Origin of the sequence: Pseudomonas sp. IPO3749 (genome assembly GCF_013386605.1) — a bacterium.
Classification (GTDB): domain Bacteria; phylum Pseudomonadota; class Gammaproteobacteria; order Pseudomonadales; family Pseudomonadaceae; genus Aquipseudomonas; species Aquipseudomonas azotoformans_A.
In genome coordinates this window covers 121,631-138,825 of record NZ_JACARN010000001.1, presented here as the reverse complement: position 1 = coordinate 138,825, position 17,195 = coordinate 121,631, and the positions used below count along the sequence as shown (strand labels likewise).

The following is a 17,195-nucleotide window of genomic DNA, read 5'->3' as shown; positions in this document are numbered from 1 at the left end:
TGAGGTGAGAATGTCTTCGCCCCAGCCATGATGTCATTGTGATATTGTTTGCTGTGCGTGGTGGTTAAATAGGCCGCTGTCAGCGTTGGTGTGTTTTGAATTAATTATTCTGCTAGGGACGGTCGAGCTATGAGTTATAGAAATAAAACTTATGTGGCATTTGCAAGCGAAGATATCAAATATTATTGGTTAATGGATGCTTGGCGAAAAAACGACCACATTGATTTTGAGTTTTTCAATGCTCATGATTTGTTTCAGGCAAGGGATACAAGTACTCCCGATACCATAAAAAGAAGACTTCGCGAGCGAATGAAAAACGCTAAGCAGATAGTTTTTCTCGGGAGTAAGGATGCGCGAAGGAAAGGTGGGGATTACAATACTTTTCTTGGGTATGAAGTGGAAATCCTTAAAGAGTTTAAACTACCTGTTGTGGTTGCTAATATTAATGGTATGCGCGAATCGGATGAACGTTTTATTCCTTCGCCATTGTTTGGGGTTAATTATTACACGCTGTCAGTGTCTTTTCAGCCAAAAATCATTAAGTACGCGCTTGATAATTTTGCTCCAGCCTTTGACTCGTCGAAGACGGGGGCGGTTCACTATATTCCAGATGTTTACTCGAGGTTGGGGTTATAATGGGGTCGTTAGTTAGTGATGTCCGTACGCTGAGATTCTGGCGTAAATTTGTAATAAATGCATTTGCGTTTTTAGGTGTGATCTCTAGTTCTATTCAGTTGCTTTTGTTGTTTTATCCTGAGTTAGATTTCTTTAAGGGAGGGTTGCCGTTTACAATTTTCACTGTGGCTTCACTTTTGTTTGGTGGGTATCGAGCGTGGCCCCGGCCGATAGAACAATCATTTAGCTCTCCTAAAACTGTAATACGTATTTTTAAAGGAGATCTTTTGGAGGAAAATTGTCACATAGTTATTGGGGTCAATGATACCTTCGATACTCAAACTCCTAGAATAATCGCGCCAAAAAGTGTGCAGGGCCAAGTTTTAAGTAAGTTTTTTGGTGATGACACTCAGGAACTTGACGAGTGTATTGATAGGGCTTTGGTCGGGAAACCTAAAGTTGGAGAAATCCTGAAGCCCGGGAAAACCACTCGTTATGGGGTTGGTGCGGTAGCATCAATTAAGCGAGGTAGCAGGTACCTATTTTTGTCCGCTTATACAGAAATGAACGAAAAAAACGAAGCCCGTGGCACGGTTGATGGAGTTTGGAAAAGTCTTCTTGCTTTATGGCAAGAAATTTCCGTTTATGGAAACGGAGAGGCTGTGGCAGTTCCAGTGATAGGTGGTGGTCAGGCAAGACTATCAAATATTCTACCTGCCCAAGATTCAATTAGACTTATTGCCCTTTCGTTTATGTTTGCATCTCGAAAAGAAAGAATCTGTGAAGAACTGAGAATTGTTGTTCATCCTACGGAATTTGAGAAGCTTGATAGGATGGAGTTGCAGTCATTTTTGTCATCTCTGAGGCCATCATGAAAACCTGTGACAATATAGAAATGCCCGATGATGGAGTCTGTGCGTTCTGCCAGTATCTCAATGGCGAGCGCGATTATACAATTGTAGCTCGAAATGATTTGATCGCTATTTTAGTGACGCGAGAGCAAAGAGGTAATCCTCACTTGCTCGTCATACCTATACAGCATAGGCCTAATATACTGCATGTCACCGACGAGGAGTTGGGGGCGTTGGCAATAGGTGTCAAGAGAGTAGCAATAGCAATAGACAAACTTTATGGCAGTGAGGGGATTTCTGTTTGGCAAAATAACGGTGTGTCAGCAAATCAAACAATTAGCCATTTTCATTTTCACGTTGCAGGTACCCTAGATGGCGGAGGGACCGAGTGGGGAGAGGTTCCCGAAATTGCAGTTGCAGATACCGATGGTATCGCAGCTAAAATTAGGCCCCTAATCATTATTGATTAAATTATCTCTCCTGTGCAATGTGATTGCGCAGGAGATGATTTTATTTTAATAACTGCGCGCGCGCGGTCTTGTAAGCCTCATGTTGGTATTTGTTCAACGTCGCCGGCAGTTCAAAAACGTGCTTCTTGTTCAGCGCATTAATGGTCTGCGGCGACAACAACGTCACGTCCACACCGTCCAGCAGCTGGAACACGCCCTCAATCTTGAACGTGGTCGGCCCACCGGCGAATTCACCTTTCTTGCTGCGCTTCTTGATCGCGATACGCTCGATGCCGTTGGCCTGCACAAACGCCTTCACCTGCGAGGCGAAGGTTTTCACGTTGACCGCTTCATCGTCGTCGTCCAAGGCGATTTTCTTGGTGGCCAGGGAGATGTGGTTCAGCGCCTGGTTGTCCAGGGAGGCAACGGCGATGATGGCTTCGCTGCCTTTGATTTCGATGCCGCAAATAATCATGTTCAAGCCTGTGGGATAGAGAAAGTTTCAGTAGTAGCGGTCTTCAGCCTTGTGCTGATAGATCCGATGCACCGTCCAGAGGATCAGCACCCAGCACAGGATCATCAGGCTGGCGCTCACACTCAGGATGTAGAAGTTGGGCGAACTGTAATGGAAGTTCGCCTTGATGTTATGCACTGATGGAAACCATCTTGAATACACCACGGCAACGTCGGCGCCGATTTCGTAGCCAGGGTCTTCAACGTGAAAACTGTTATTGACCATGCCGTCTTCACGCTGGCCTTCATGGTTGAACGTGTAATACACGTTGGTGCTTGAGTTGCGCGGGCCGACGCTTTCGAGTTGGGTGATCTGTCCGACTGTCTCAACGGGCCCCGCCTTGATCAGCCCATGGCGCGCGCCCCGGCTGACGGATAGCGACAACATCAGCGCCAGTATCAAGGTGAATAGAAACAGCAAGACAGCGTGCGTGAACAGGAAATCCCGTTCCGCTTCGCGGGCGTAGTACATGTGACTTCCTTTTCAGTGGATCAAGTTGCTCAACCGGGTTACTCCTGCCCGATCGACTCCAAAAACTCCGACCGCTCATCGCTCATCCGTGCCAGGCAGTCATTCTGCGCAATCGCATACGCCTTGGTGCCGTTCACTGCTGGGAAGGTGTCCACGGCGCAATCGGCATCCCGTAATTTTTCCCACTTCTGCTGGGCATCCTTCAGACGAGCGGTAATGTCCGCCAGCTTGGTCTTGTCGCTGCCGTAGGTCGAAGCCATGCGTTCCAGCAGGCCTTGATAGTTGTCTTTGAGCAGTTGTTCAGCAGTGGTTTTGTTGTAAGAGGCGCATTCCAGGGTTTGCTTGTCGTTTTCGATGCCGTCGCACGGCGTGCTGTCGGTGTCTTCGGCCGCGTGGACGCCGGTTGCGATGAGTGCCAAAGCCAGGAAAATCGATTTCATTGCGCCGTCTCATATCAGGTGATGCGGGAATTCTGGCTCAAGCGTAGGACAAAGAACAGCCGCCAGTCAGACCACTCATAACAGCCTTTGTCGTGGATTGACGCTTTCGGCAATTCCCCTGTCGTTTTTGCACCCGGCTCTGTCGGCCCCTGGGCATATGCTGGCCCCAAAGCGCCGGCAGACGATTCGGCGCATGAATCGCCAATAAGGGGACGCCTGATGAGCCCAGCCGAATTGCACGCCGACAGCATCGTTATCGACGGGCTGATTATTGCCAAGTGGAACCGCGACCTGTTCGAGGACATGCGCAAAGGCGGCCTCACCGCTGCCAACTGCACCGTGTCGGTGTGGGAAGGGTTCCAGGCCACCATCAACAATATCGTGGCCAGCCAGACCCTGATCCGTGAAAACAGCGACCTGGTGATCCCGGTGAAAACCACCGCCGACATCCGCCGTGCCAAGGAGCAGGGCAAGACCGGCATCATCTTCGGCTTCCAGAACGCCCATGCCTTCGAAGACCAGCTTGGCTATGTCGAGATCTTCAAGCAGCTCGGCGTCGGTGTGGTGCAGATGTGCTACAACACCCAGAACCTGGTCGGCACCGGTTGCTACGAGCGTGATGGCGGCCTGTCGGGTTTCGGCCGTGAGATCGTCGCTGAGATGAACCGCGTCGGCATCATGTGCGACCTGTCCCACGTCGGCTCCAAGACTTCCGAAGAAGTCATCCTCGAATCGAAAAAGCCGGTGTGCTACTCCCACTGCCTGCCGTCCGGCCTTAAAGAGCACCCGCGCAACAAGTCCGATGAAGAACTCAAGTTCATCGCCGACCACGGTGGTTTTGTCGGCGTGACCATGTTCGCGCCGTTCCTGGCCAAAGGCATCGATTCGACCATCGATGACTACGCCGAAGCCATCGAATACACCATGAACATCGTCGGCGAGGACGCCATCGGCATCGGCACCGACTTCACCCAGGGCCATGGCCAGGATTTCTTTGAAATGCTGACCCATGACAAGGGCTACGCCCGCCGCCTGACCAGCTTCGGCAAGATCATCAACCCGCTGGGCATCCGCACCGTGGGCGAATTCCCCAACCTCACCGAGACCCTGCTCAAGCGCGGCCACCCTGAGCGCGTGGTACGCAAGATCATGGGCGAAAACTGGGTCAACGTCCTCAAGGACGTCTGGGGCGAATAAGCCACCGCCAACGCATCTTTTTCCCCGGCCATTCGCGCCGGGGGCATTAACAAGAATTTTTCTGGAGTTAAGTTTCCATGGCCAAGATCGCCCCGCAATTGCCTATCGAAGTCGACAGCGAAACCGGTGTCTGGACCTCCGACGCCCTGCCGATGCTGTACGTGCCACGCCATTTCTTCGTCAACAACCACATCGGCATCGAAGAAGTGTTGGGCGCCGATGCCTACGCCGAAATCCTCTACAAGGCCGGCTACAAATCCGCCTGGCACTGGTGTGAAAAGGAAGCTGAATGCCACGGCCTGGAAGGCGTCGCGGTGTTCGAGCACTACATGAAGCGCCTGTCGCAACGCGGCTGGGGCCTGTTCAAGATCCAGGACATTGACCTCGATAAAGGCACCTGCAGCGTCAAGCTGGAACACTCCGCGTTTGTGTACGTGTACGGCAAGGTCGGGCGCAAGGTCGACTACATGTTCACTGGCTGGTTTGCGGGCGCCATGGACCAGATTCTTGAGGCGCGTGGCAGCAAGATTCGCACTGTTGCAGAGCAAGTCTACGGAGGCTCCGAAGAGGGCCACGATGACGGCCTGTTCACCGTCAAGCCGTTGTAAGCCGAGGACCGTGCCATGGCTTTCGAAGCAATGTTCCAGCCGATCCAGATCGGCAAACTGACCATCCGCAACCGCGTGCTCAGTACCGCCCACGCCGAGGTCTACGCGACCGACGGCGGCATGACCACCGACCGCTATGTGAAGTACTACGAAGAGAAAGCCAAGGGCGGTATCGGCCTGGCGATCTGCGGCGGTTCCTCGGTTGTGGCTATCGACAGCCCGCAGGAATGGTGGAGTTCGGTCAACCTGTCCACCGACCGCATCATCCCGCACTTCCAGAACCTGGCCGACGCGATGCACAAGCATGGCGCCAAGATCATGATCCAGATTACCCACATGGGCCGTCGCTCGCGTTGGGACGGCTTCAACTGGCCCACGCTGATGTCGCCGTCCGGCGTGCGTGAGCCGGTGCACCGTGCGACCTGCAAGACCATCGAGCCGGAAGAAATCTGGCGCGTGATCGGCAACTACGCCAGCGCAGCCAAACGCGCCAAGGCCGGCGGCCTGGACGGTGTGGAACTGTCTGCGGTGCACCAGCACATGATCGACCAGTTCTGGAGCCCGCGGGTCAACAAGCGTACCGACGAGTGGGGCGGCACCTTCGAAGGCCGCATGAAGTTCGGCCTGGAAGTGCTGAAAGCCGTGCGCGCCGAAGTCGGTGACGACTTCTGCGTGGGCATGCGCCTGTGCGGTGACGAGTTCCACCCGGACGGCTTGTCCCATGAGGACATGAAGCAGATTGCCAAGTATTACGATGACACCGGCATGCTGGACTTCATCGGCGTAGTGGGCTCGGGGTGCGACACGCACAACACCCTGGCCAACGTGATCCCCAACATGAGTTATCCACCGGAGCCGTTCCTGCACTTGGCGGCCGGTATCAAGGAAGTGGTCAAGGTCCCGGTGCTGCACGCGCAGAACATCAAGGACCCGAACCAGGCCACGCGCATTCTGGAAGGCGGTTATGTAGACATGGTCGGCATGACCCGTGCGCACATCGCCGACCCGCACCTGATCGCCAAGATCAAGATGGGCCAGATCGACCAGATCAAGCAGTGCGTCGGCGCCAACTATTGCATCGACCGCCAGTACCAGGGCCTGGATGTGTTGTGCATCCAGAACGCCGCGACCTCCCGTGAATACATGGGTGTGCCGCACATCATCGAAAAAACCACCGGCGTCAAACGCAAGGTTGTGGTGGTCGGTGCCGGCCCGGCCGGGATGGAAGCTGCACGCGTAGCGGCCGAGCGCGGCCATGACGTGACCCTGTTCGAAAAGAAAGAGTTTATTGGTGGGCAGATCACCACGGCGTCCAAGGCGCCGCAGCGTGACCAGATTGCCGGTATCACCCGCTGGTACCAACTGGAGTTGGCGCGGTTGAAGGTCGATCTGCGCCTGGGCGTGGCCGCTGATGCCGACACTATCCTGGACGTGCGTCCGGACGTGGTGGTGCTGGCGGTGGGTGGACATCCGAACGTGGAACAGAACGAACACTGGGGCGCGGCCGAAGGCCTGGTGGTGAGCAGCTGGGATGTGCTCGACGGCAAAGTGGCGCCGGGCAAGAACGTGCTGGTGTACGACACCATCTGCGAATTCACCGGCATGTCGGTGGCGGATTTCCTCGCGGACAAGGGCAGCCAGGTCGAGATCGTCACCGACGACATCAAGCCAGGCGTGGCCATCGGCGGTACGTCGTTCCCGACCTACTACCGCAGCATGTACCCGAAAGAAGTGATCATGACCGGCGACATGATGCTGGAAAAGGTCTACCGCGAAGGCGACAAGCTGGTGGCGGTGCTGGAGAACGAATACACCGGCGCCAAAGAGGAGCGGGTGGTGGACCAGGTGGTCGTCGAGAACGGCGTGCGCCCGGACGAAGCCATCTACTACGCACTCAAGGAAGGCTCGCGCAACAAGGGGCAGATCGACGTCGAAGCCTTGTTCGCGATCAAGCCGCAGCCGTGCCTGAGCGAGGCGGGTGAGGGGTACTTGCTGTTCCGTATCGGTGACTGTGTGGCACAGCGCAATACCCACGCTGCGATCTATGACGCCCTGCGCCTTTGCAAGGATTTCTGACCCAGCCTTGAACCAATGTGTACTCGGTCAAAAATGTGGGAGCGGGCTTGCTCGCGAACGCGGGGAATCAGCCACCGAATGCGTCAGCTGACACACCGCATTCGCGAGCAAGCCCGCTCCCACATTTGGGGCCAGTTTCACAGTAGACCTGTGTGGTCTTTGGGAGCTTCACCATGTTGAACACCCTGCTTCCCATTTTATTGTTCGCCGCCCTGGGTCTTGCCGTCCTCGGCGCCCTGCGCCGGGTGAACATGTGGCGCCGTGGCCGCGCGTCCAAGGTCGACCTTTTGGGCGGCCTGCTCGCCATGCCCAAGCGCTACATGGTCGACCTGCACCACGTGGTCGCCCGCGACAAATACATCGCCAACACCCACGTCGCCACCGCGCTGGGTTTTGTGCTGTCGGCGTTGCTCGCCATTCTGGTCCACGGCTTCGGCCTGCAGAATCGCATCCTCGGTTACGCCTTGCTGCTGGCGTCGGTGCTGATGTTTGTCGGCGCCACCTTCGTTTACCTGCGCCGCCGCAATCCGCCTGCACGTCTTTCGAAAGGCCCATGGATGCGCCTGCCGAAAAGCCTGATGGCGTTCTCGGTCAGTTTCTTCCTGGTGACCCTGCCGGTGGCCGGGATTCTGCCAGCGGACTTCGGTGGCTGGTTGCTCGCCGCGTTGCTCGGCGTGGGCGTGCTGTGGGGCGTGTCCGAGATGTTCTTCGGCATGACCTGGGGCGGCCCGATGAAGCACGCCTTCGCCGGTGCCTTGCACCTGGCCTGGCACCGTCGCGCCGAGCGCTTTGGCGGCGGCCGTTCCACCGGTTTGAAACCGCTGGACCTCGGCGATAAAACCGCGCCGTTGGGCGTGGAGAAACCCAAGGATTTCACCTGGAACCAACTGCTCGGCTTCGACGCCTGCGTACAGTGCGGCAAGTGCGAAGCCGCGTGCCCGGCCTTCGCCGCCGGCCAGCCGCTGAACCCGAAAAAGCTGATCCAGGACATGGTGGTCGGCCTGGCCGGCGGCACCGATGCCAAGTTCGCCGGAAGCCCGTATCCGGGCAAAGCCATCGGCGAACACAGCGGCAACCCGCATCAGCCGATCGTCAACGGCCTGGTGGACGCCGAGACCCTGTGGTCCTGCACTACCTGCCGCGCCTGCGTGGAAGAGTGCCCGATGATGATCGAGCACGTGGACGCCATCGTCGACATGCGCCGTCACCTCACCCTGGAAAAAGGCGCCACGCCGAACAAAGGCGCGGAAGTCCTGGAAAACCTGATCGCCACCGACAACCCCGGCGGTTTCGCACCGGGTGGTCGCCTGAACTGGGCGGCCGACCTGAACCTGCCGCTGCTCAGCGAAAAAGGCAGTGCCGACGTGCTGTTCTGGGTCGGCGACGGTGCCTTCGACATGCGCAACCAACGTACCCTGCGTGCCTTCGTCAAAGTGCTCAAGGCGGCCAAGGTCGACTTTGCCGTGCTGGGCCTGGAAGAACGCGACAGCGGCGATGTGGCCCGTCGTCTGGGCGATGAAGCGACCTTCCAGTTGCTGGCTTCGCGCAATATCCAGACCCTGGCCAAGTACAGCTTCAAGCGCATCGTCACCTGCGATCCGCACAGCTTCCATGTGCTGAAAAACGAATACGGCGCCTTCAACGGCAACTATCGGGTGCAACATCACAGCACCTTCATGGCCGAGCTGATCGGCGAGGGCGCGTTGAACCTGGGCCAGCACAAGGGCAACAGCGTGACCTACCACGACCCTTGTTACCTGGGCCGCTACAACGGCGAATACGAGGCGCCGCGCCAAGTGCTGCGCGCGCTGGGGATCGAGGTCAAGGAGATGCAACGCTCGGGCTTCCGTTCACGCTGCTGCGGTGGCGGCGGCGGTGCGCCTATTACCGACATACCCGGCAAGCAACGTATCCCGGATATGCGCATGGAAGACATCCGCGAAACCGGCGCCGAGCTGGTGGCCGTGGGTTGCCCGCAATGCACGGCGATGCTGGAAGGCGTAGTCGAGCCGCGCCCGTTGATCAAGGATATTGCCGAGCTGGTGGCCGACGCATTACTTGAAGATGCAGTGCCCACCAAAGCTCCCATCAAGCGTGAACCTGCGGAGGTGCATTAATGAGCGACATTATCCGCCGCGACCCACGGGCCGAATGGATCGCCCGCAACCGCCTGCACCCGCTGCACGCAGCGATGCAACCGGTGCAACACAGCTGGATGGGACCTAACGGGGTCATCCGCAAGAACGTCCATGGCGTCGGCTTCATCGGCCCCAATGGCATCAAGCGCATCGACCGCAGCGGCGCCCAGCAGGGCGGCGCGGCCAAGCGTACCGCGGCGGTGGAAGTGCAGTTGCCGCTGCATCAGGTGGCGGCGCCTGCGTTCTACATCAATGTGGTGCCGGACATGGTCGGTGGCCGCTTGAGCAGCCACGACCGTGACTTGCTCGGCCTGGCCCGACAATTGGCGGGCAGCGACGGTGCGGTGCTGGCGGTGGTGTTTGGCGAACACAAGGAAGGCGCATTTGCCACCGCAGGGGTTGATCGCCTGCTGGTGCTGGAAGGCCACGAATTCGACGGTTATTCACCGGAACAACGAGTGCAAGGTTTGCGCGCTGTGGATAACCAGTTCAATCCGCGTCACTGGTTGCTGCCTGACAGCCGCAGCGGTGGTGGCGAACTGGGCCGACGGTTTGCCGCCAGCCTCAAGGAACGCCCGGCTACGCGGGTTTGGCAGATCAAGGGCGACGAGTGCATCGGCCGCGCCGGTGCGGGCCAGGAAGACTTGGCCCGTCCGCTGCCACGCCTGATTCTGGCGGCCGCTGAATGCGCCGATCCTGTCAGTGAGACACGGCATGAAGTGCTCCCCGTGGAGTTATCCACAGCCCTGGCACGCAGCCTGCCGCGCATCGAAGACCTCGGTGCAGTGGCGGTGGATCCGGCGGCGATTCCCATGGCCGAGGCGGAATTCATTTTCTCTGGCGGCAACGGCGTGAAGGACTGGGCTCTGTTCCACCAGACCGCTGCGGCCCTGGGCGCCACCGAAGGCGCCTCGCGGGTGGCGGTGGACGATGGCTTCATGGCGCGTGATCGCCAGGTCGGCGCCAGCGGCACCTGGGTGACGGCGCGGGTCTACGTGGCCGTGGGTATTTCCGGGGCGATCCAGCACCTGCAAGGCATCGGTGCCTGCGACAAGGTGGTGGCGATCAACCTCGACCCTGGTTGCGACATGATCAAGCGGGCCGATCTCTCGGTCATCGGCGAAAGCGCCGCGATTCTGCATGCCTTGATCGCTGCGGTAGAGGCCTACCGCAACGGCGCCAAGCGCGATGCGGCTTGAGGATATGAGCATGAACACGAATGTTATCAGCCTGGTATCCATCGGCGCCCACCCGACCTCCGGGCGCCCGCGCCGCGCCGAGCAAGACGCGCGCGCAGTGGAACTGGGCCTGCAAATGGCTGGGGATAAGTTGCAGGTGCTGCACGCCGGTAACATTGCTGAGCCGACCCTGCGCAGCTACCTGGGCATGGGGTTGCCGCAGTTGCATGTGCTGGAGCAACCGGCGGGCAGCGATGCCTTGCCGGTGCTCAGCGAATACCTGCGCGACGCCGGTGCCCAGGTGGTGCTTGCCGGCAGCCAGGCCGAAACCGGTGAAGGCTCAGGCATGCTGCCGTACCTGCTGGCCGAGCAATTGGGTTGGCCGCTGATTGTCGGGCTGGCGCAGGTCGAGTCCATCGACGGCGGCGTGGCCCATGTGCTGCAAGCCTTGCCACGCGGCCAGCGGCGACGCCTGAAGGTACGCCTGCCGTTTCTGGCGACAGTGGATAACGCCGCGCCCAAGCCTCGGCAGAGTGCGTACGGCCCGGCGCAGCGCGGTGAACTGGCGGCCCATGAAGTCGAAATCGAACAAGACGAATTATTCACAGGCGCCGTGCTGCAACCGGCCAAGCCACGCCCCAAGCGCCTCAAGGTGATCAAGGCCAAGAGCGGTGCTGACCGCATGAAAGCCGCCACGGCCAAGGCCAGTGGTGGTGGCGGGCAAGTGCTCAAGGGCCTGAGCCCGGAAGCGGGCGCCGAAGCTATCCTCAAGCTGCTGGTTGAGGAAGGTGTGGTTCGCTGAAGCTGAACAGGGAATGTGGCTTACCCACAATCCCTGTTGACCCGTCTGTGGATAACCTGTTCGCGGTTGTCCACACCCCCTGTGAATCAAGCCCTCCAGCCCTCTGTACGAAAAACAACCAAGCTAACTTGCGGTTTTTACTTGGGTTTTTCGCTGCTCCTGTGCATTTCTCCGGCTCGACTTGCCCCCATAGTCTGTTGGCGCTTCTGTGGATAACATGTTCGCTGTCGGCTGAAGCCCTTATTAATCAAGGCTTTCATCGGATTGATCAAAATGTGATCGATTTGGTTTTTTTACCGACTAAAAACCCTGTAAACCCCGATTTGTGAAGGTTTGAGGTGGTTTTCCACAGCACTCTCCAAGTTGCCCCCAAAGTCTGTTGGTGCTTCTGTGGATAAGGTGTTCGCGTTCCGCTACAGGCCACGTACGTCGTGGCTTGTGCTGGTTTGGTCAATAAATAAACAAAGCCGGTTCAAACCGACTGGCTTGAATAAGTCACGGATTTTCTTCATTTAATTTCAGGGAGGAAGCGTAGTTGCCCACAATTGCTGTGGGTGGCTTTGTGGATAAGTTGTTGGGGAAAGGCTGGAGGGCAGGGGAATCAAGGGTTATCAGGGGGTTGGGTGTTTTTTGTACAACCCAGCCCCCCGAAGATCAACAGGTTATTCGTGAACCGCAACGCCCTTGAGGTACGGCGCCGGAGCGGCCCCCAGGTTGCTCAACAGGCGCTCGCTGTACCAGTCCACGAAGTTCACCACGCCGAACTCATAGGTCTTGGAGTACGGGCCAGGCTGATAGGCGGTGGAGTTGATGCCGCGCTGGTTCTCTTCGGCCAGGCGACGGTCCTGGTCGTTGGTGGCGTCCCACACCTGGCGCATGCGCTCCACGTCGTAGTCCACGCCTTCCACGGCGTCCTTGTGCACCAGCCATTTGGTGGTGACCATGGTTTCCTGGGCGCTGATTGGCCACACGGTGAACACGATGATGTGATCGCCCATGCAGTGGTTCCAGGAGTGCGGCAGGTGCAGGATGCGCATCGAACCCAGGTCCGGGTTCTTGATGCGGCCCATGAGCTTGGCACAGCCTTGCTTGCCGTCGAGGGTCATCGACACGGTGCCCTTGAGCAGCGGCATGCGCACGATACGGTTACGCAGGCCAAAGCTGGCGTGGGCGTATGGGATTTTCTCGGCATCCCAGGCGGCGGCGGAGGCGGCCACGTGGTCCTTGAACGCCTGGTCGGCGCGCGGGTCGGTGACGTCGTCCCACTCCAGCAGGGTTTTCAGCAGTTCCGGGTGCGACGCGTTGCAGTGGTAGCACTCGCGGTTGTTTTCCAGCACCAGCTTCCAGTTGGCTTTCTCCATCAAGGTGGTGGTAATCGCCACCTTGGTGTTCTCCATGTCGTAGGGTTCCATGTAATGGTTCAGCGTCGACAGGAAGTCATCGATGGCTGGCGGGTTCTCCGCCAGGCTGATGAAGATGTAGCCACCGGCGGTTTTCACGTTGACCGGCTTGAGGCCGTACTGCTTCATGTCGAAGTCGGCGCCCATCTCGGTGCCAGCGAACAGCAGACGGCCATCAAGCTCATACGTCCACTGGTGGTAGTGGCAGACCAGTTTGGCGACCTTGCCTTTGTCGCTGGTGCACAAGCGCGAGCCACGGTGACGGCACACGTTGTGGAACGCGTGCACCACGCCTTCGGCGCCGCGGATCACGATGATCGGGTTCTTGCCGATTTGCAGGGTCAGGTAGTTGCCCTTGGCCGGGATCTCGCAGGTCATGCCGGCGATCAACCACTCTTTCTGGAAGATCTCTTGCATGTCGATATCAAACAACCGCTCATCAGAGTAGAACGGCTGCGGCAGCGAGAAAGTGCGCTCGCGCTCTTGCAGCATTTGCGCGGTGGCCTTGCGTGCGGGTTCCAGCGGATCGCCCAAGCTTAAGGTTGCGGTGACGTCCATCGTGTGTGTCCTCATGGCCATTCTGTGTGGCCGGCGAATAGTGGCTACGGTTGGTGCTTTGCAAGGCGTAAAGAAAGCGTCTGTGTTGGGAGCGAGTGTGGGGCCGCCGATGCGCCGAACCTTATCCATGGGCGACATGGCCCAATCTGTTCCCGACGCGCAACCCTAGGTCGTTGGGGGCTGGTCGCGATAAGTATGTGAATGTCGCAGATAGGTAAATGGGTGGTTCTGGCGTTACGCAGAATCGCCACCATAAGGCCGATGTCGGCGGTGGAGAACAACATGTCCAATAATTTCCTGAATCCGGTAACCACCCAGACCTGGGCCAATGGTCGGCACATTGTCCGTTGCGTCAAAGTCATCCAGGAAACCTGGGACGTGCGCACCTTCTGTTTCATGGCCGACCAGCCGATCCTGTTCTTTTTCAAACCGGGGCAATTCGTCACCCTGGAGCTGGAAATCGAAGGCCAGCCGATCATGCGCTCCTACACCATTTCCAGTTCGCCGTCGGTGCCCTACAGCTTCTCGGTGACCATCAAACGTGTGCCGGGCGGCAAGGTGTCCAACTGGCTGCACGACACCCTTCATGAAGGGCAAGAGTTGGCGGTGCACGGGCCGGTGGGCTTGTTCAACGCCATCGACTTCCCGAGCCCGAAAGTGCTGTACCTCAGCGGCGGCGTGGGCATCACGCCAGTCATGTCCATGGCCCGCTGGTTCTACGACACCAACGCCAACGTCGACATGACGTTTATCCACAGCGCCCGTTCGCCCAAGGACATCATCTACCACCGCGAGCTGGAGCACATGGCGTCGCGCATCGACAACTTCAGCCTGCACCTGATCTGCGAGAAACACGGCCTGGGCGAGCCTTGGGCGGGGTATCGCGGTTACCTGAACCACAAGATGCTCGAACTGATGGTGCCCGACTTCCTCGAGCGCGAAGTGTTCTGCTGCGGCCCGACGCCGTACATGAACGCGGTGAAGCGCCTGCTGGAAGTGGCGGGTTTCGATATGACGCGCTATCACGAGGAATCCTTCGGTGCTACACCGCCAGAAGCCCGTGCGGATGCGGTCGAACAAGCCGAACAAGCCGCCGACGCGCCGGAAATCGACCTGGCGGATCTGCACCAGGTGGAGTTCATTGCGTCGGGCAAAAGCATTCGCGTCGCACCTGGGGAAACCGTGCATGCCGCGGCCGCCAAGCTTGGCCTGTTGATCCCGAAAGCCTGCGGCATGGGCATCTGCGGCACCTGCAAGGTGATGAAGCTGGGCGGCGAGGTGGAGATGGAGCACAACGGCGGCATCACTGAAGAAGATGAAGCCGAAGGCTACATCCTGTCGTGCTGCAGTGTGCCGAAGGGTGATGTGCGTATTGAGTTCTGATGCTCAGTACAAACCAGGCCGCCGATCCTGATGAACGTGGTTGTGGGCGCTGATTGACTTGTTTCGGGCCTGTTCCAGGGGCAGGTCCGCTACCAGTTGCTGTTCCTCTTGATGTGAGGCTGCCCCGGCCACTGGGTAGCCATCTGCGTCGACAATGACCGAGCCGCCCACCCAGTTGACGCCGCGTTCTTCGCCATGGCGATCGCACGCCGCGATGAACATGCGGTTGACCGCCGCGTTGGCCTGGATCCTTACGATCTCAGCCGGCCGCTCACCCACAGGGCGCGGACCGTCCGGCCAGTTCACCGGAACGCAAAGCAGCTCCGCTTGTGCCAGTGCCGGTAGGCGCACCCATTCGGGTAGTTCAAGGTCATAGCAGATCATCATGCCGATCCGTCCGACGGCGGTGTCGACCACCGGAGGCGGCGCATCACCGGGAGTGAAGATCAGTTTCTCGCGGTCCCACAGGTGTGCCTTGCGATACACGGTCAACCGTCCGGAGGGTTCGATCAGCGCCGCACTGTTGGCGACACGTCCCCCACTCAAGCGCTCGCAAAACCCTGCAACGACGATGATCCCAAGTTCTCGCGCCAGGTTTTTCCACAGGCTCAGGGTCGGGCCGTCGAGGGTTTCGGAGGCCGTGTGGGCTTCCTCGCGGTCGGTGAACGCGTAGCCACTCTGGATCAGTTCCGGCAGGACAATCAGCTGGGCCTTGAGGCTGGCCGCTCCACGGATCGCGTGCTCGGTCAGCGCCCGGTTGTACTCGGTATCGCCGATATGCGGCGCCAGTTGATGGCAAACGACGCGCAGCTGTGTCACGACAGGTCTCCTTCCAATACCCGCTCACTCGCTTGCATGGCCCGCGACTCGGCGGCGTGGTCGAGTCGGCGGCTCATCACGCAGTAAATCACTGCCGAGACCAGCAGGCCTACGACGAACGCAATATCGGCGCCGTCCAGCATCACACTGATCGGGCCTTGATAAAAACCCAGCGACATAAACGGAATCATTGCCGCCAGGCCGAGGAAATACGCAACCAACCCAGCACTCGACCAGCGACCATAGATGCCGGCGGGATTGAAAATGTCACTGATGGCGTAGCGTCCTTGTCGCACGACGTAGAAGTCCGCGAGGTTGACGGCCGTCCAGGGCACCAGGAAATACAGCATCAAGAGCACGAAGGTGTTGAAGCTGCTCAGGTAGCTCTCAGGGATGCTCAAGGCAATCACGAAAATGATTGCGGCCACCAGGCTGATCCCGACGATGCGGCTCTTGATCCTGGGTTTGATCGGGACAAAGCCGTCAATGGCACTGATCCCGGTGAGCATCGCGCCATAGCAGTTGACGGCCATGATGCCGACCAGCGCCGGCACTGCAATCAGTACGGTAAAGGTGCCAAAGCCGGGCAGCAGTTGGTTGCCCACAGCCTGCACACTGCCAATGGCGTCGGGCGAGGGCAGCGCCGAGGCGAGGAATGCTCCCAGCGACATCAACCACAGCGCCGAGCCGGCGGCCCCCAGGTAGGTCCAGAGGATGACACTGCGCGACGGGGTGTTGTGGGGCAGGTAGCGTGAGTAATCCGAGACATACACGGCGTAGCTGATCTGGTAGCCCGCAGCGGCTGACAATTGGATCAGGAAGGCCGACCAGGAAAAATGTGCGTCGGCCACGGCTGAATCGGCTTGCAGATGCAGCAAGGCCGCGACGGTCAGGACCGCGAACACGCTGATCATCACGTAGGTCAGCCAGCGTTGCACGGTGTGCAGCAGGTCGTGGCCAATGACTGCGATCACCACCGCGAGGATGATCATCAACGCATACCAGGGTGCGCGGTCGCCGGGCAGCACGGTATTGATGGCGTCGGTGGCCAGGATCACGTTGAACACGTTGAAGCCGATGTACACGAAAACCACCGCGATAAACGGCACGATGGCACCCCGCAGGCCGAACTGGGCGCGCGACTGGATCATCTGTGGCAAGCCCATGCGCGGCCCCTGGTTGGCGTGGAACGCCATGGCAAAGGTGCCCAGACATACGCCGATCACGATCGCCAGGATCGCGTACACCAGGCTTAGCCCCAAGGCGGCGCCGGTAAACCCGGTGACCATGGTGGTGAGTACGAAGTTACCGGTGAACCAGAACGGCGCCTGATGCCAGACCTTGCCGTGGCGTTCATTGCGCGGCACGTAGTCGATGGAGCGGGTTTCGATTTTCAGCGTGCTGGAAGGGGGAGCAGCCGATCGGTCAGAGGGCATGTTCATAGGTATCACGGTCTGTTTTTTATTGAGTGAGCTGTGCAGAGTCTTGTAAGCAAAAAAACAATTGAATCGGCATTCTCAAATAATCACTTTATGAATCTCTGAACTGAGTGCGCAAAACCCTCTGGAATAAGGTTTGCCTTACTGATGCACTTTTTATTTCCAAGGGATATAGAGATATTTCCTACGAGTGACTACGCTGATGAACACATTCGTCGTAGTCGCCCTTCGCAGTGAAGCAGTAGGTGGACGTCCTG

The 17,195-nt window shown here is 58.4% G+C and carries 16 protein-coding genes; 10 read left to right on the top strand and 6 right to left on the bottom strand.

The window, feature by feature from the left end; all coding sequences use genetic code 11:
* Nucleotides 1-129: 129 nt before the first annotated feature.
* From HX812_RS00650 to HX812_RS00640, 3 genes are read left to right on the top strand one after another with little or no spacing between them, the layout of a single operon-like run.
* Complete coding sequence (locus tag HX812_RS00650; protein ID WP_038848884.1) at nucleotides 130-636, top strand: TIR domain-containing protein; 507 nt, start codon at nucleotides 130-132, stop codon at nucleotides 634-636.
* Nucleotides 636-1,490: a macro domain-containing protein gene (locus tag HX812_RS00645; RefSeq protein ID WP_152514740.1), complete on the top strand. Its 855-nt coding sequence runs from the start codon at nucleotides 636-638 to the stop codon at nucleotides 1,488-1,490. Before HX812_RS00650 ends, HX812_RS00645 begins: the two co-directional genes overlap by 1 nt.
* On the top strand, nucleotides 1,487-1,936 hold the full coding sequence (locus HX812_RS00640; RefSeq protein WP_038848883.1) for an HIT family protein: 450 nt from the start codon (nucleotides 1,487-1,489) through the stop codon (nucleotides 1,934-1,936). Before HX812_RS00645 ends, HX812_RS00640 begins: the two co-directional genes overlap by 4 nt.
* 40 nt (nucleotides 1,937-1,976) lie before the next feature.
* Here the strand turns inward: HX812_RS00640 and HX812_RS00635 are convergent, their stop codons facing one another.
* From HX812_RS00635 to HX812_RS00625, 3 genes are read right to left on the bottom strand one after another with little or no spacing between them, the layout of a single operon-like run.
* Complete coding sequence (locus tag HX812_RS00635; RefSeq protein WP_038848880.1) at nucleotides 1,977-2,390, bottom strand: DUF3010 family protein; 414 nt, start codon at nucleotides 2,388-2,390, stop codon at nucleotides 1,977-1,979.
* 27 nt (nucleotides 2,391-2,417) lie between these two features.
* On the bottom strand, nucleotides 2,418-2,900 hold the full coding sequence (locus HX812_RS00630; protein ID WP_038848878.1) for a hypothetical protein: 483 nt from the start codon (nucleotides 2,898-2,900) through the stop codon (nucleotides 2,418-2,420).
* 38 nt (nucleotides 2,901-2,938) lie between these two features.
* The gene (locus tag HX812_RS00625; protein ID WP_016977792.1) at nucleotides 2,939-3,340 is read right to left on the bottom strand and encodes a lysozyme inhibitor LprI family protein; all 402 of its coding nucleotides are present in this window, start codon (nucleotides 3,338-3,340) and stop codon (nucleotides 2,939-2,941) included.
* Nucleotides 3,341-3,559: 219 nt separating this feature from the next.
* On the opposite strand from HX812_RS00625, the gene HX812_RS00620 reads away from it, so the two are divergent.
* The 6 genes from HX812_RS00620 (at nucleotide 3,560) to HX812_RS00595 (ending at nucleotide 11,339) form a co-directional block, all read left to right on the top strand.
* Nucleotides 3,560-4,537: a dipeptidase gene (locus tag HX812_RS00620; RefSeq protein WP_005792153.1), complete on the top strand. Its 978-nt coding sequence runs from the start codon at nucleotides 3,560-3,562 to the stop codon at nucleotides 4,535-4,537.
* Nucleotides 4,538-4,614: 77 nt separating this feature from the next.
* A complete protein-coding gene (locus tag HX812_RS00615; protein ID WP_038848876.1) occupies nucleotides 4,615-5,145 on the top strand; it encodes a DUF5943 domain-containing protein in 531 nt (176 codons plus the stop codon).
* A 15-nt stretch (nucleotides 5,146-5,160) separates the two neighbouring features.
* Nucleotides 5,161-7,221, top strand: coding sequence for a dimethylglycine demethylation protein DgcA (gene dgcA, locus HX812_RS00610; protein WP_038848875.1), 2,061 nt, complete (start codon nucleotides 5,161-5,163; stop codon nucleotides 7,219-7,221).
* Nucleotides 7,222-7,394: 173 nt separating this feature from the next.
* Entirely contained in the window at nucleotides 7,395-9,338 is a 1,944-nt protein-coding gene (gene dgcB / locus HX812_RS00605) for a dimethylglycine demethylation protein DgcB (protein ID WP_038848873.1), read from the top strand.
* On the top strand, nucleotides 9,338-10,558 hold the full coding sequence (locus tag HX812_RS00600) for an electron transfer flavoprotein subunit alpha/FixB family protein (protein WP_038848871.1): 1,221 nt from the start codon (nucleotides 9,338-9,340) through the stop codon (nucleotides 10,556-10,558). The genes dgcB and HX812_RS00600 overlap by 1 nt, the downstream gene beginning before the upstream one ends.
* Before the next feature lie 10 nt (nucleotides 10,559-10,568).
* Complete coding sequence (locus tag HX812_RS00595) at nucleotides 10,569-11,339, top strand: electron transfer flavoprotein subunit beta (protein WP_033898046.1); 771 nt, start codon at nucleotides 10,569-10,571, stop codon at nucleotides 11,337-11,339.
* Nucleotides 11,340-12,001: 662 nt separating this feature from the next.
* Here HX812_RS00595 and gbcA read toward each other — a convergent pair.
* Nucleotides 12,002-13,297 (bottom strand): glycine-betaine demethylase subunit GbcA, encoded by a 1,296-nt coding sequence (gene gbcA / locus HX812_RS00590; protein WP_038848868.1) that lies wholly within the window; start codon nucleotides 13,295-13,297, stop codon nucleotides 12,002-12,004.
* A gap of 282 nt (nucleotides 13,298-13,579) precedes the next feature.
* On the opposite strand from gbcA, the gene gbcB reads away from it, so the two are divergent.
* Nucleotides 13,580-14,680, top strand: coding sequence for a glycine-betaine demethylase subunit GbcB (gbcB, locus tag HX812_RS00585; protein ID WP_033898152.1), 1,101 nt, complete (start codon nucleotides 13,580-13,582; stop codon nucleotides 14,678-14,680).
* Nucleotides 14,681-14,683: 3 nt separating this feature from the next.
* On the opposite strand, the gene HX812_RS00580 is transcribed toward gbcB, so the two are convergent.
* Both HX812_RS00580 and HX812_RS00575 read right to left on the bottom strand, forming a co-directional pair.
* Nucleotides 14,684-15,499, bottom strand: coding sequence for a nitrilase family protein (locus HX812_RS00580; RefSeq protein ID WP_038848865.1), 816 nt, complete (start codon nucleotides 15,497-15,499; stop codon nucleotides 14,684-14,686).
* Nucleotides 15,496-16,935 (bottom strand): cytosine permease, encoded by a 1,440-nt coding sequence (locus HX812_RS00575; protein ID WP_152514742.1) that lies wholly within the window; start codon nucleotides 16,933-16,935, stop codon nucleotides 15,496-15,498. The genes HX812_RS00580 and HX812_RS00575 overlap by 4 nt, the downstream gene beginning before the upstream one ends.
* Nucleotides 16,936-17,195: the final 260 nt, after the last annotated feature.